The organism is Streptomyces sp. NPDC030991 (assembly GCF_055571235.1).
The window spans coordinates 219,589-233,218 of record NZ_JBVIFR010000001.1 but is presented as its reverse complement, the minus strand read 5'-3'; the positions used below and the strand labels follow the sequence as shown (position 1 = coordinate 233,218).

General features: G+C 70.9%; 13 protein-coding genes. 8 read left to right on the top strand and 5 right to left on the bottom strand.

Annotation, left to right across the window (positions count from 1 at the left end; genetic code table 11):
- The first annotated feature begins 6 nt into the window (after positions 1 to 6).
- Together ACZ45E_RS01095 and ACZ45E_RS01090 are read left to right on the top strand one after the other, a co-directional pair.
- Positions 7 to 726, top strand: a complete 720-nt coding sequence (locus tag ACZ45E_RS01095; protein WP_468214954.1) for a PP2C family protein-serine/threonine phosphatase — start codon at positions 7 to 9, stop codon at positions 724 to 726.
- Positions 727 to 843: 117 nt separating this feature from the next.
- Positions 844 to 1,104, top strand: a complete 261-nt coding sequence (locus ACZ45E_RS01090; RefSeq protein ID WP_468214952.1) for a DUF5133 domain-containing protein — start codon at positions 844 to 846, stop codon at positions 1,102 to 1,104.
- A 6-nt stretch (positions 1,105 to 1,110) separates the two neighbouring features.
- Here ACZ45E_RS01090 and ACZ45E_RS01085 read toward each other — a convergent pair whose 3' ends face one another.
- Both ACZ45E_RS01085 and ACZ45E_RS01080 read right to left on the bottom strand, forming a co-directional pair.
- Entirely contained in the window at positions 1,111 to 2,892 is a 1,782-nt protein-coding gene (locus ACZ45E_RS01085; protein WP_468214949.1) for a coagulation factor 5/8 type domain-containing protein, read from the bottom strand.
- Between the two features lie 313 nt (positions 2,893 to 3,205).
- Positions 3,206 to 3,757: a DUF4232 domain-containing protein gene (locus tag ACZ45E_RS01080; protein WP_468214947.1), complete on the bottom strand. Its 552-nt coding sequence runs from the start codon at positions 3,755 to 3,757 to the stop codon at positions 3,206 to 3,208.
- Positions 3,758 to 3,883: 126 nt separating this feature from the next.
- On the opposite strand from ACZ45E_RS01080, the gene ACZ45E_RS01075 reads away from it, so the two are divergent.
- Together ACZ45E_RS01075 and ACZ45E_RS01070 are read left to right on the top strand one after the other, a co-directional pair.
- A complete protein-coding gene (locus ACZ45E_RS01075) occupies positions 3,884 to 4,522 on the top strand; it encodes a TetR/AcrR family transcriptional regulator (RefSeq protein WP_468214945.1) in 639 nt (212 codons plus the stop codon).
- Positions 4,523 to 4,679: 157 nt separating this feature from the next.
- On the top strand, positions 4,680 to 6,284 hold the full coding sequence (locus ACZ45E_RS01070; RefSeq protein WP_468214942.1) for an MDR family MFS transporter: 1,605 nt from the start codon (positions 4,680 to 4,682) through the stop codon (positions 6,282 to 6,284).
- A gap of 59 nt (positions 6,285 to 6,343) precedes the next feature.
- On the opposite strand, the gene ACZ45E_RS01065 is transcribed toward ACZ45E_RS01070, so the two are convergent.
- The 3 genes from ACZ45E_RS01065 to ACZ45E_RS01055 form a co-directional block, all read right to left on the bottom strand.
- Entirely contained in the window at positions 6,344 to 6,811 is a 468-nt protein-coding gene (locus ACZ45E_RS01065) for a pyridoxamine 5'-phosphate oxidase family protein (RefSeq protein ID WP_468214940.1), read from the bottom strand.
- Positions 6,812 to 6,854: 43 nt separating this feature from the next.
- Positions 6,855 to 7,373: a GNAT family N-acetyltransferase gene (locus tag ACZ45E_RS01060; protein ID WP_468215978.1), complete on the bottom strand. Its 519-nt coding sequence runs from the start codon at positions 7,371 to 7,373 to the stop codon at positions 6,855 to 6,857.
- 68 nt (positions 7,374 to 7,441) lie between these two features.
- On the bottom strand, positions 7,442 to 8,788 hold the full coding sequence (locus ACZ45E_RS01055) for an ROK family transcriptional regulator (RefSeq protein WP_468214939.1): 1,347 nt from the start codon (positions 8,786 to 8,788) through the stop codon (positions 7,442 to 7,444).
- Between the two features lie 179 nt (positions 8,789 to 8,967).
- Here ACZ45E_RS01055 and ACZ45E_RS01050 point away from each other — a divergent pair, with 179 nt between their 5' ends.
- Genes ACZ45E_RS01050 through ACZ45E_RS01035 form a run of 4 tightly spaced genes read left to right on the top strand, consistent with a single transcriptional unit; the run spans position 8,968 to position 13,586 of the window.
- Positions 8,968 to 10,284 carry an ABC transporter substrate-binding protein gene (locus tag ACZ45E_RS01050; protein ID WP_468214936.1) on the top strand — a complete coding sequence of 439 codons (1,317 nt, stop codon included), beginning with the start codon at positions 8,968 to 8,970 and terminating at the stop codon, positions 10,282 to 10,284.
- Between the two features lie 20 nt (positions 10,285 to 10,304).
- A complete protein-coding gene (locus tag ACZ45E_RS01045) occupies positions 10,305 to 11,306 on the top strand; it encodes a carbohydrate ABC transporter permease (protein ID WP_468215975.1) in 1,002 nt (333 codons plus the stop codon).
- Positions 11,299 to 12,180, top strand: a complete 882-nt coding sequence (locus ACZ45E_RS01040) for a carbohydrate ABC transporter permease (RefSeq protein ID WP_468214935.1) — start codon at positions 11,299 to 11,301, stop codon at positions 12,178 to 12,180. Before ACZ45E_RS01045 ends, ACZ45E_RS01040 begins: the two co-directional genes overlap by 8 nt.
- A gap of 41 nt (positions 12,181 to 12,221) precedes the next feature.
- Positions 12,222 to 13,586, top strand: coding sequence for a GH1 family beta-glucosidase (locus ACZ45E_RS01035; protein ID WP_468214933.1), 1,365 nt, complete (start codon positions 12,222 to 12,224; stop codon positions 13,584 to 13,586).
- Positions 13,587 to 13,630 lie beyond the last annotated feature (44 nt).

The window sequence follows — 13,630 nt, the reverse complement described above, 5'->3', positions numbered from 1 at the left end:
GCTCCCATGACCACCCGTCCGCGTACGACGAGCCCCCTCCCTGAGACGGTCGGCACCCTCAGCGTCTGTGCCCGCCGTCTGACCTCGGGCGCCGGGCACGACCGCAGGGGCGGCGACGTGCACGGCGCCGTCGCCACGCCGTTCGGCACCCGGCTGCTCATCGGGGATGTCATGGGCAAGGGCCCCGAGCTGTCCCGCACCGCCGACGCCGTTCTCGACGCCTGGCGTCAACTGGCTGTACGGCAGCGGTCGTTGGAGGTGCTTGCGGTGCGCCTGCACTCTCTGGTCGCCCACTCCGAGGAACCCGACAGGTTCGTCACCGCGACCCTGCTGAGCGTCGCCCCCGACGGCTCCGCCGAGCTCGTCTGCTGCGGTCACCCGCCGCCTCTGCTGCTGCGCGGCGGCGGCGCGGTGCCGGCCGCCGTCCCCGCTCCGGCGCCCCCGCTCGGCCTGCTCGACCTCGCGCACGGCTGGTGCGCCGCCCAGCCCGTCCCGCACACCGCCTGGGACCGGATGCTGCTGCACACGGACGGCGCCTCCGAGGCGCGCGACGCCACCGGCACCTTCTACCCCCTCGCCGAGCGCGCCGCCGAGCTGAGCGAGGTCCCTCTCGCCGCTTTCACCGCGGCCCTCGCCGCGGATCTGCTGCACTACGTACGGGGTCCTTTGCAGGACGACGCCACACTCCTCGCCGTGGAGGCGGCGCCCACGCCCTCCACGGTGTAGCGGCCGGCATGGCGCGCGGGCCTCAAGGCCGCCTCAAGGCGGGGTACTTCCGTCCGTTTGTGTGGTGATCGGCGGGGCACAAGGGCGAGGACCCCGCGACGACAAGGAGCCCTCACGATGCTGCTGGCCCACCCCGCCCTGCTGGCCGATCTCGTCCGCGAGTACGAGGCGCTCAGCCTGCTCGACGCCGACGAGGGCGGCGCCGAGGCGCGGCGCCGCCTGGACGACGTGACCTACACGCTCTGTGTCGCGACCGGCACCCGTGACATCGACGCCGCCCTCATCGCGGCCAGGCACCGGCTGCCCGGTGCCCGGGTCCACGACGACTCGCTCATCGGGGCGGCCCGCCCCAGGACGGCGCGGCTGACCGGGGTGTGACCCCGGTCAGGGGTAGGACACCACCGTCGACGGCACGGTGGAGGTGCCCGAGGTGGCGGCCCCGATGTTGTTGATCACGTGCTCGTACTGGCCGTTGCCGCCCAGCGACACCACCAGCAGGCCGTGGAACTTCACGCCCGGCGTGTTCGGCGCCGCGAAGCCGTGGCCCTGCCGGATCGTCGGGTCCACATTGTAGTAGCAGTACGAGCCGAGGCCCCAACCCTCGTGACTGGTCACGGAGTTGGCGACCTTGTACGCGGCGTACCCCTTCACCGAGCCGTTCTGGATCGCCGCCTGGTTGGGAGCGTCGTACGCCTTCTCGTTCTGGAAGAAGATCGTGCGCCCGCGCTGGCCGTTCCACTGCACGTCGTACTTGTTGAAGTGCTCGACGAACAGGCCGGTGGCCAGTACGTCGTCACCGTTGACGACGATGCCGTAGTCGGCGCGGTTCGTCTCCCAGCCCACGCCCGCGCCGTGGTCCGCGCGCCACACCCAGGTGTGGTCGACGATGGTGTGCCGCGCGTTGATCACCATGCTGGTGGTCGCCTTGCCCGCGCCCGCGCCGCCGATCCGCACGAACACGTCCTGCACGGTGATCGGGTCGGCCGAGTGGTCGGCGGACGCGCCCTGCGGGCCGACCTCCAGCAGAGTGGGGGAGTTGACGGTCCCGGCGTCGATGAGGAATCCGGCGAGCCGTACGCCGTTGACGTCGGCCACCTTGACCGCGGTGACTCCGCCGTCGGGCACGAGCGTGGCGTAGCCGAGACCGAGGACGACCGTGCCCGCGCGATTCACCTGGATCGGCGCGTTCAGGTGGTAGACGCCGGGCGTCAGCAGCAGGTGGAGCCCCTGGGACAGGGCGGCGTTGATGGTGGCCGCGCTGTCCCCCGGCTTGGCGACGTAGAACTGGGTGAGCGGTACCGACGTACCGCGCGGTGTGCCGTTGCCCCAGCTCGTGCCGCGCGCGTTGGTCCGCTTCTCCGGCAGGAAGACCTTGTAGTTGGCGCCGTCCAGGTACAGGAACGGCTTCTCGCGGGAGACCGGCGTGGTGTTCAGCGTGGTGTACGGCGGGTTGGGGAAGCCCTGCGCGGGCGCTCCCTCGACGCCCGAGAACACCATGTTCCAGACGGCGTTGGCCCACCCGCCGACGGACGAGTCACGGGTGTACCACTGCTGCTGGGAGTAGGGCCCCACGCTGCCGTCGATCCGGCTGTCGGCGATGTAGCCGCCGCTGGCCCAGCCGTAGCCGGCGGGCGCCAGGTTGAGGCCGCCGCGCACGTGCATCCGGCGGAACGGGGCCGCCTGCGCGACCGCCCACCGGTTCGTGCCGTTGACCGGAACCAGCGCCAGGTTCTCCGCGCTGCGCCAGAAGTTCTGCGTGGCGTTGCCGTTGAACCAGCCGGCGTCGACCGTGACGTCCCCGTTGATGGTGGTGTTGTCGGGGGACAGGCCCAGGCCCGCTATCGAGGTGTAGAAGCCCAGTTGGGCGTTGAGGCCGTTGTAGGTACCCGGCTTGAAGAGCAGCGCGTAGCGGCCGGTGCCGAACTGCGCTGTCTCCTGCTTCTTGAAGATCTCGTCGAGCTTGGCCTGGATGCCGGGGGTGGAGGGGTCGAAGACGATCACGTTGGGGCCGAGATCGCCGCCACCGGCAAGCGGCTTCGCCGATGCCGTCGAGGACGCGGCCGGCGCCGCGGACGCGACCGTCGAGCCGAGCACGGGCAGTGCCGCGGAGACGGCGGCCGCGCCGAGGACCGTGCGGCGGGAGGGGGGCAGGGGGAGGTGGGTCACAGCGGCTCTCCTGGTTCATGAAGTGAACGAGTGGGGGTGTGGGAGCGCTCTCCTGGCGACGCATGTTTCAGGTACGTGAAACGGGCGTCAAGAGTTGTGACCGAACTTCGCGGCGATTACGCGGCCGTAGACCCAACAAAACGCCCAGAGTGGGCAGTTGGCTGGTACCGGCGGTTCAGGAAGTGACGGTAAGGGGCCGCCTTCGCATCGGTCCCGGCCGCCCTGCTTGACACCCGGGACGGGGAGGGAACGGGACGCCGGGCCCTGGACGCCGCCAGGCCCTGGACATACCCCGGCTTCGGGCGCCGCCAGGCTAGACGGCGAGGACGCCCCGGCCCGTCGTCTCCTCCTGGAGCACCTCGGCCGCCCGGCCGGCGGACGTCTGCCACAGGGTCGTCACCGGCTCCCAGACGCGCAGCCCGGCCGGGGCGCCCAGCTTCAGCACCTGGAACGTACGGCCGTCATGGTCCGGGACGGCGGCCACGTGCACGGACATCACGGTGCGGGCCTCCTTCTCGCCGTCCTCGGAGTCCGACATCGAGCGGACCGCCGCGTGCGCCGTGCCGTGCGCGGCCAGGGTCCGGCCCGCGTGCGGCATCGCCGGCACCGGGAGGGCCGCCCCGTCCAGGTCGCCGTACGTGACGGTCGGGACGCGGTCGACGAGGCAGGCCCGCGCCGAATCGTTGCGGACGCTCAGCTTCAGCACACCGTCGCTGTCGTCGGACGGCTCGGCGCGCACCGTCAGGTTCTTCTCGGCGCAGGGCGACGGCTTCGCGGCGGAGGCTCCCGCCCAGGCGGCGGGGGCGGCGAGAGCGGTCAGGACGACTGCGGCGATGGTGGCCGCCGTGGCTGGACGTGCGCGCATCGGAATCCCCAGATCGTTCCGGCAATACGGACATATCAGGCTAGCCCGGACGGGCGGCCCTGTACATCGCCACAGGCCCGGGGGTGGAGTGACCGCAAGTTTGCACGGTGTGCAAGAATCCTCGGCGTGATCACCACCGACCCGCAGCAGAGCGCCCCCGCCGAAGGGCTGCGCGCCCGCAGGCGCCGCCGTACGCGGGCCGAACTGCACGCCGCCACGGTGCGGCTCGTCCGCGAACTCGGCTTCGCGCACGTCACGGTCGAGATGATCAGCACGGAGGTCGGGGTCTCACCCCGTACCTTCTTCAACTACTTCCCCAGCAAGGAAGCCGCGCTGTTCGCCCTGCCCGGCACCCTGCCCGCCGCCCTCGCGGACCGGTTCGCGAGAGGAACCGGCCAGGACACCGACGCCGTCCTGCGCGACCTCGGCGACGTGCTCGCCGACCACCTCCAGGAGGCCACCCCGAGCCCCCGGGAGCTGGAGGACATGCTGCGCATCGCCGAAGGCGTGCCGTCCGTCCTCGCCACCTTCCTCGCCCAGTGCGAAGCGGTGGAGCGCGACCTCGCCGGCACCATCGCCCGGCGCACCGGCACCCCCGCGGACGGGGAGACCGCCGAACTGCTCGCGGGCATCGCCATGGCGACCGTCCGCAGCGCGCTGAAACGGTGGTCGCAGTCGAGCGACCACCAGGGCGGCCCCGCCACCTGTGTGCGGGACTCCTTCACGACACTGCGCACCCTGCTCGGGCAGGCCGCGGTGCGGTAGGCGCACCCACACTCCACGACCGCCCCGAGCGGCCACCCCCGAGCGGCCGCCCCGCACCGCTGCCCCGGACCCCGCACCACCCGTACGCGGCCACCGCTCTCCCCGCGGCCGCACGGTCAGCAGACACATCCGCACCCGTACATCGGAGAACCACGCAATGACGCACGCCCCCGCAGCCGAGGGCATCGACACCGAGTCCGTCGAAAGCACCGCCAAACCGCACAACTTCGGGCTGATCTTCGCCGCGCTGATGCTGACCATGCTGCTCGGCGCCCTCGACCAGACCATCGTGTCGACCGCCCTGCCGACCATCGTCGGCGAGCTCAACGGCATCGAGCACATGGCGTGGATCACCACCGCGTACATCCTCGCCGCCACCATCGGCATGCCCGTCTACGGCAAGCTCGGCGACCTCATGGGCCGCAAGAACATCTTCCTCGCCGGCATAGCCCTGTTCCTGGTGGGCTCGGTGGTCTGCGGACTCGCCCAGAACATGGGCACGTTGATTGCCGGCCGCGCCCTCCAGGGTCTCGGCGGCGGCGGCCTCATGATCACCTCGCAGGCGATCATCGCCGACCTGGTGCCGCCGCGCGAGCGTGCCAAGTACATGGCGCCGATGGGCGCCGTCTTCGGTCTGTCCTCCGTCGTCGGGCCGCTGCTCGGCGGCTGGTTCACCGACGAGCACTCCTGGCGCTGGGCGTTCTGGGTCAACCTGCCGCTCGGCGTCCTCGCCTTCTTCGTCGCCGCCGTCGCCATCAAGCTGCCGCGCAAGGCCGTTCAGGTCACGCTCGACTACCTCGGCACCGCGCTGATGGCCGCCGCCGTCACCTGCACCGTCCTCTTCGCGAGCTGGGGCGGCACCCAGTACGCCTGGTCCGACCCGCTGGTCATCGGCCTCGGCGTCGGCGCGGTGGTCGCCTGGATCCTGTTCTTCGCCGTGGAGAAGCGCGTCGCCGAGCCGGTGATCCCGCCGCACCTGTTCCGCAGCCCGATCTTCAACGTGGCCACGCTGCTCGGCATGATCGTCATCGGCCTCGGCATGTTCGCGATCGTCGGCTACATGCCCACGTACCTGCAGATGGTCTACGGCAAGACGGCCACGGAGTCCGGCCTCCTGCTGATCCCCATGGTCGTCGGCATCATGGCCACCGCCCTGCCGTCCGGCGCGATCATGTCCAGGACCGGCCGCTACAAGATCTACCCGATCGCCGGCACCGCCGTCATCATGATCGTCGCCTACCTGATGTCAACCCTGGACGTCTCCGACCCGGTCTGGCTCGTGTGCGTCTACGTCGGCCTCGCGGGCGCCGGTGTCGGCCTGATGATGCAGACCCTGGTCCTCGCCGTGCAGAACGACTTCCCGGCCTCGGAGGTCGGCACCGCCACCTCCGCGAACAACTTCTTCCGGGAGATCGGCGCGACGCTCGGCGTGGCCGTGGTCGGCGCCGTGTTCGCCAGCCGCCTCACAGACAAGCTCGCCGCCGGCATCCCGGCGGAGGCCGCGGCCAAGGTCGGCGACAGCGACTCGCTCACCCCCGCCCTGGTCCGCGCCCTCCCCACGGACCTGCGCGAGACCGTCGTCACCTCGTACCAGGAAGCGCTCGTCCCGATCTTCCTGTACCTGGTGCCCGTCTTCGCGGTCGGCCTGGTCCTCGCCTTCGTCCTGAAGGAGAAGCCGCTCGCCGACAACGCCGACTGGCACGCCGAGAACACGGCGTCCGGCGACGCCGTCGGCGAGAAGGAGCCGGCCCCGGTCGGCTGACGCGTCCCGAACAGCCCGCTGTGCCCCTCGCCGCCCGCGCGGCGAGGGGCACACGTGTGTCAGCCCGCGACGAGCCATTCGCCGTCGCGCATCAGGTCCCGGCCGGCGATCTCGTTCACCTCGCGCCATGCCTGGATGAGCAGCGGGCGGATCCGGAAGTACGGGTACGGCCCGTCGCAGGTGCGCGGGTCGAACCCGGACCTCTTCGCGAACGTGTCGCCGAACGCGGCCGTGACCTCCGCGTCGGGCAGCACCTCGGCCTCGCCCACGATCCGCACGACGTCCCGGGTGCCCCCGATGGTCAGCTGCACCTTCCCGGTGGCGACGAGGTTGCGGGCGAGCGGGTTCGTGGCGCGGGTGGAGACGTAGACCGTTCCGTCCTGCCACAGGAACGACAGCGGCATGAGATACGGCTGCCCGCCTCCGGGCCCGGCCGTCGCCACCCACGCGTCGACGTCCGTCTCCAGCCGGGCGAGGGTGTCCTGCTTGCGCTGCTCGGCCGAACGGGCGGGCGCCACCTGCTCCATGAAAGCTCCTTCGGGGCGGGGATCGTCGAAAGGGTGCGCGCCGTCAGGGCGTTGGCGCCGCGTAACACCGTACGTCCACCCAATCACCCGGCCCCCACTCCTGGCGCGCCGCGGCCAGGAACTCCCACCCGAGCCGTTCGTACAGGGCGACGGCCGCGCGGTCGGTCGCGACGACATCGAGGACGGCGCGTGCCCCGCGCCGCCGGGCCTCCCGCACGGCCCGGTCGAGCAACGCCGCCCCGATCCGGTGCCCGCGGGCCGCGGGGCCGACGAACAGCCGGCGGACGACGGCCGCCTCGGTGCCCGTGGCCCGCCCGAGAAGGCCCGGCGCCGCATCGCCCGGGCCCGGCCGCCCCAGCACCACGTGCCCGGCGACCTGCCCGTCCCACTCGGCGACCCAGGCCGCCCCGGCTCCGGCGCCGCTCAGCCAACCGGCGGGATCGGGCGGCCAGTTGACCGGGTATCCGTCGGCCGCGTGCACCGCGGCCAGCACGCGGACGCACGCCCCGAGATCGTCGTCGCGGCGCGCCCTGACCAGGGGGCGGGAGAGGCTGGAGATCATTGGCACGGCCTCATGGAAACACGTCCCGCCCGCCGCTTCGCTGCCCCGGAAGCTGTCCGCCCGCCGCTTCACTGCCCCGGAAGCTGCCCGCCCGCCGCCGGGGCCCGTCCCCGCACACTCCGTCGCGCCACCAACGCCCGCTGCCACCCGGCGAGTTCCTGCGCGGGGGCCGGTTCCGCACGGCGCCCACCGCGGGCGAAGAACCCCGCGAGCGGCAGCGTGGCCGCGCCGACCGTCACCGCGTCGGGGCCGAGGCGGCCAAGCTCAACGCCGACCCGCCCCACCGGGTACTCGAGCGCGTACGTCCCGATGTGGCGCCGCACCGACTCAAGGAACCGCGGACCGAGCCGCAGTCCGGCCCAGCCGCCGATCAGGATGCGCTCCGGCTGGAAGAGGTTGATCAGGTCGGACAGGCCCGCGCCCAGGTACTCGGCGGTCTCCTCCAGGACCGAGAGCGCCAGCGCCCGTTCCAGCGCGGAGGTCTCCAGCAGCCCTGTCCCGTACGCGGTCTCCAGGAGTTCGGTCAGCGCCGCCTCCTCGCCGTCGTCGCCGCTCGGCGCCCCGCCCGCCTCCCGCCACCGTTCGACGAGCGCCTGTGCTCCCGCGTACGCCTCCAGGCAGCCGAGTGCCCCGCACCGGCAGCGCCGCCCCCGCACCCGCACCGTCAGGTGGCCCCATTCGACGGCCCGCCCCTCGGCCCCGTCCTCGGCGACCACGCAGGCCCCGACGCCGGAGCCGAACAGCACCACCACCGCGCTGCCGGCGCCCCGCCCGGCCCCGAACCACATCTCCGCCTGCCCGAGCGTCTTGGCGCCGTTGTCGATGAAGTACGGGACGGACGACGGGAGTTGGGATCCCTCGCGCAGCAGCTGTTCCAGTGGCACCGCCCGCCAGCCGATGGTCTGGCCGTGCACCACCGCTCCGCGTTCGGGCTCCCGCGCCACGATGCCGGGTACGCCGACGCCCACGCCGAGCAGCTGCCCCGGGTCCGCGTCCGCCGCGGCGAGCACGTCGGCGACACCGTCCCGGATGTGCCGCACCACCAGATCGACGTCGTAGCGGTCCCGTACCGCCAACGGCCGCTCCACCCGCGCGAGTTCGGTCAGGACCAGGTCGAACAGCTCGACGCGGACCAGGTTCTCGCCGACGTCCACGCCGATCAGCAGGCCGCTGCCCGGGGCTATCCGCAGCAGCGTGCGGGGCCGCCCGCCGTCGGACTCGACGCTGCCGGCCTCCTCCACCAGCCCTTCGGCGGCCAGCTCGGCCACCACATTGCTGACGGAACCTGAACTCAGCCCGGTCGCCGGGCCCAGCTCGTACCGGCTCAACGGTCCATCGAAATACAACTGTTGCAATAGGGCCGCGCGATTCTCGCGCCGCAGGTCGTGCACCGTACGCCCGTTCCGCCCGGCCATGATCTCCCTCTCCCTGCGTCGACAAGACGCCAACAACCCCCGACTTGCGCAAGATACCCGTGCGCGATCCCTTGACGCCCTCTTCCTGTGCGGCTTAACTCACAGCCTAAATTAAGCCCTGAGGGCGTTCATTACCTGAACGCGGTCGGGGTTCCTCCGGATAAGGGACACCTGGAGCCATGACCAGAATCCGAGCCGCAGCCGTCGGCGCCGCCACCCTCTCGCTCGCCCTCGCCGCGACCGCCTGCGGCGGCGGCTCGTCCTCGGGCGGCGGATCCAACGACTCCCCGAAGACCCTCACGTACTGGGCGTCGAACCAGGGCCCCAGCATCTCGGTCGACAAGAAGGTCCTCCAGCCCGAGATCGACAAGTTCGAGAAGCAGACCGGGATCAAGGTCAAGCTCGAGGTCGTCCCCTGGTCGGACCTGCTCAACCGGATCCTCACCGCGACCACCTCCGGACAGGGCCCCGACATCCTCAACATCGGCAACTCCTGGAGCGCCTCGCTCCAGGCCAGCGGCGCGCTGCTGCCGTGGGACGCGAAGAACTTCGAGAAGATCGGCGGCAAGGACCGGTTCGTCGAGTCTGCGGTCGAGTCGGCCGGCGCCGTGGGCAAGGACCCCGCCGCCGTACCGCTGTACTCGCTGTCGTACGCGCTCTTCTACAACAAGAAGATGTTCAAGGACGCGGGGATAGCCAAGCCCCCGACGACCTGGGACGAGATCGTCGCCGACGGCAAGAAGATCTCCAAGGGCGGCAAGTGGGGACTGGCCGCCGAGGGGTCGAACCTGTCCAACAACATCCACCAGATCTTCGTCCTCGCCAAGCAGCACGGCGCCGACTGGTTCACCGCCGACGGCAAGCCGGACTTCACCTCCGACGGAGCGGTAGCGGGCGTGAAGCAGTACGTCGATCTGATGGCCAAGGACAAGATCATCGCGCCGGGCAACGCCGAGTACGCGCAGAACCAGTCCCTGAGCGACTTCTCCAAGGGCAAGACCGCGATGGTGCTCTGGCAGGCCGCCGCGTCCACCTTCGCCTCGCAGGGAATGAAGGACGACGAGTGGGGCGTCGTGCCCGCGCCCGTGCAGTCCGGCACCCCCGGGCCGGGGCAGAGCGTCAACTCCATGGTCGCCGGCATCAACATCGCCGTCTTCAAGAACACCAAGAACCTCGACGGCGCCACGAAGTTCGTGAAGTTCATGACCAGCGACGAGGAGTCGAAGATCCTCAACAAGGCCTACGGCTCGGTCCCGCCGGTCAAGGCCGCACAGGCGGACACGGCGTTCGGCACGCCGTCCACCTCCATCGTCAAGGACACCCTCGCCAAGAGCGCGGCACCGCTGCCGCAGGTCGCGGACGAGTCGCAGTTCGAGACGGCCGTCGGCACGGCCGTGAAGGAGCTCTTCGCGGACGCCGCCGCCGGCAAGCCGGTCACCACGGAGTCCGTGAAGGCCGCGCTGACCAAGGCCCAGCAGTCGATGCCGACGAAGTGAGTGCGGAGACCGACATGACCATGACCGCCACCACCCCCGCCGAGGCGGGGGAGGGGCAGGCCGTCGGCAAGAACTCCCCCGGGGCGGCGCGCGGCAAGAACCGCCGCCCCGGGCGGATCCGCCGGATCGGCCTGCCGTATCTGCTGCTTCTGCCGGCCCTGGCCCTCGAACTCCTCGTGCACCTGGTGCCGATGGTCATCGGCATCGTGATGAGCTTCCGCGAGCTCACCCAGTTCTACATCCGCGACTGGGGCACCGCCCCATGGGCGGGACTCGACAACTTCAAGGTGGCCGTCGACTTCGACGCCCCCGTCGGCCAGGCCCTGCTCCACTCCTTCTTCGTCACCTGCCTGTTCACCGTCCTGTCCGTCGCCCTGTGCTGGGCGATCGGCACCGCGGCGGCGATCTACATGCAGGAGACGTTCAAGGGACGCGGCATCCTGCGCGCCCTGTTCCTGATCCCGTACGCGCTGCCCGTCTACGCCGCCGTGATCACCTGGGTCTTCATGTTCCAGCACGACAACGGCCTGGTGAACCACGTCCTGCACGACCAGCTCGGCGTCACCGACAAGCCGTCGTTCTGGCTCATCGGCGACAACAGCTTCTACGCGCTGCTCACCGTCTCCGTCTGGAAGGGCTGGCCGTTCGCCTTCCTCATCGTGATGGCCGGACTGCAGAACATCCCCAAGGAGATGTACGAGGCGGCCGCCCTCGACGGCGCCGGACTCTGGCAGCAGCTGCGCCGCATCACCCTGCCCTCGCTGCGCCCCGTCAACCAGGTCCTCGTGCTCGTGCTGTTCCTGTGGACCTTCAACGACTTCAACACGCCCTACGTGATGTTCGGCAAGGCGGCGCCGAAAGCGGCGGACCTGATCTCGGTCCACATCTACCAATCGTCCTTCGTCACCTGGAACTTCGGCAGCGGCTCCGCCATGTCCGTCCTGCTCCTGCTGTTCCTGCTCGTGGTGACGGGCGTGTACCTGGCGCTCACGTCACGGGGAAGGAAGACCGCCGATGTCTGAGACACGAACGGCCGCCGCACGGCACAGGTCCCCGATGGCCGCGCCCCACTCCTTCGTCTGGGGCCGGCGGATCTTCCTGACGCTGCTCACCGGCTTCGTCCTGCTGCCCGTCTACGTCATGGTCTCCAGCTCGCTCAAGCCGCTGGAGGACGTCCAGGGCGAGTTCCACTGGATCCCCAGCGGGCTGACCATCCGGCCGTACATCGACATCTGGTCGACCGTCCCGCTCGCCCGGTACTTCACGAACTCGGTGATCGTGGCGGGCACGGCGACGGTCTGCTCGGTCGTCATCGCCGTGTTCGCCGCGTACGCGGTCAGCCGCTACCGCTTCCGCGGCAAGCGCGTCTTCACGGTGACCGTCCTGTCGACGCAGATGCTGCCCGGCATCCTCTTCCTGCTGCCGCTGTTCCTCATCTACGTCAACATCGGCAACGCCACCGGGATCGCCCTGTTCGGCTCGCGCGGCGGACTGATCCTCACCTACATGACCTTCACGCTGCCGTTCTCGATCTGGATGCTGATCGGGTACTTCGAGTCGGTGCCGCGCGACCTCGACGAGGCCGCCCTCGTCGACGGTTGCGGCCCGCTCGGCGCCCTGTTCCGGATCATCGTGCCGGCCGCGATCCCCGGCATCGTCGCGGTCGCCGTCTACTCGTTCATGACGGCCTGGGGCGAGGTGCTGTTCGCCTCCGTCATGACGAACGAGACGACCCGCACCCTCTCGGTCGGCCTCGGCGCCTACGCCAACCTCAACGACGTGTACTGGAACCAGATCATGGCCGCCTCCCTGGTCGTGAGCGTGCCCGTCGTCGCCGGCTTCCTGCTGCTGCAGCGCTACCTCGTCACCGGACTGACCGCAGGCGCCGTCAAGTGACCGACCCCCGTACCAGCGCACGTATCCGTGAAAGGAACCCTGTGTCCGACCCCCTTGACCTCGCCGCCTTCCCGCACGACTTCCTGTGGGGCACGGCCACGTCGGCGTACCAGATCGAAGGAGCCGTCAGCGAGGACGGCCGCTCGCCCTCGATCTGGGACACGTTCTCGCACACCCCCGGCAAGATCGACAACGACGACCACGGTGACATCGCCTGCGACCACTACCACCGCTGGCGCGAGGACATCGGCCTGATGCGTCAACTGGGCACCAACGCCTACCGGTTGTCCGTCGCCTGGCCGCGCGTCGTGCCCGGCGGCGACGGCGCCGTCAACGCCAAGGGCCTCGACTTCTACGACGAGGTGATCGACTCGCTGCTCGCCCAGGGCATCACCCCGTCGGTCACCCTCTACCACTGGGACCTGCCCCAGGTGCTCCAGGACCGGGGCGGCTGGCCGGCCCGCGAGACCGCCGAGCACTTCGCCGCGTACGCCGCCGTCGTCGCCGAGCGGCTCGGTGACCGCGTGAAGCACTGGACGCCCCTCAACGAACCGCTGTGCTCGGCCTGGATCGGCCACCTCGAAGGCCGGATGGCGCCCGGCTGGACCGATCTGACCGCCGCCGTCCAGGCCTCGTACCACCTGCTGCTCGGCCACGGCCTCGCCACCCAGGCGATCCGCGCCGCCGTGCCCGACGCCGAGGTCGGCATCGTCAACAACCTCGCCCAGGTCGAACCCGCCACCGACCGCCCCGAGGACATCGCCGCGGCCCGCCGCATGGACGGCCACTCCAACCGCTGGTGGCTCGACCCGGTGCACGGCCGCGGCTTCCCCGCCGACATGGTCGAGGTGTACGGCGTCGAACTCCCCGAGAAGCCGGGGGACCTGGCGACCATCGCCGAACCGCTCGACTGGCTGGGCCTCAACTACTACTTCCCGTCCACGATCGCCGACCACCCGGCGGGCCCGGCCCCGTACGCGCAGGCCGTGCGCCGGCTCGGCGTCCCGCGCAGCGGCATGGACTGGGAGATCGACGCGGACGGCATGGAGACGCTGCTGCTCCGCCTCACCCACGAGTACGGCGCCCGCAAGCTGTACGTCACCGAGAACGGCTCGGCCTTCCCGGACGTCGTACGCCCCGACGGCACCGTCGACGACCCGGAGCGCGAGGAGTACCTCGTGAACCACATCGCGGCCTGCGCCCGCGCGGCCCGCAAGGGGGCCCCGCTCGCCGGTTACTTCGCGTGGTCGCTGCTGGACAACTTCGAGTGGGCGTACGGCTACGACAAGCGGTTCGGTCTCGTCCACGTCGACTACGCGACCCAGGCACGCACCATCAAGGGCAGCGGCCACCGGTACGCGGACATCGTGCGCCGCCACGGGACCCGCGCCCGGCGCGCCGCCTGACAGCCGCTGTGCGGGCGGAGCCGCCGGGAACGGCCCCGCCCGCA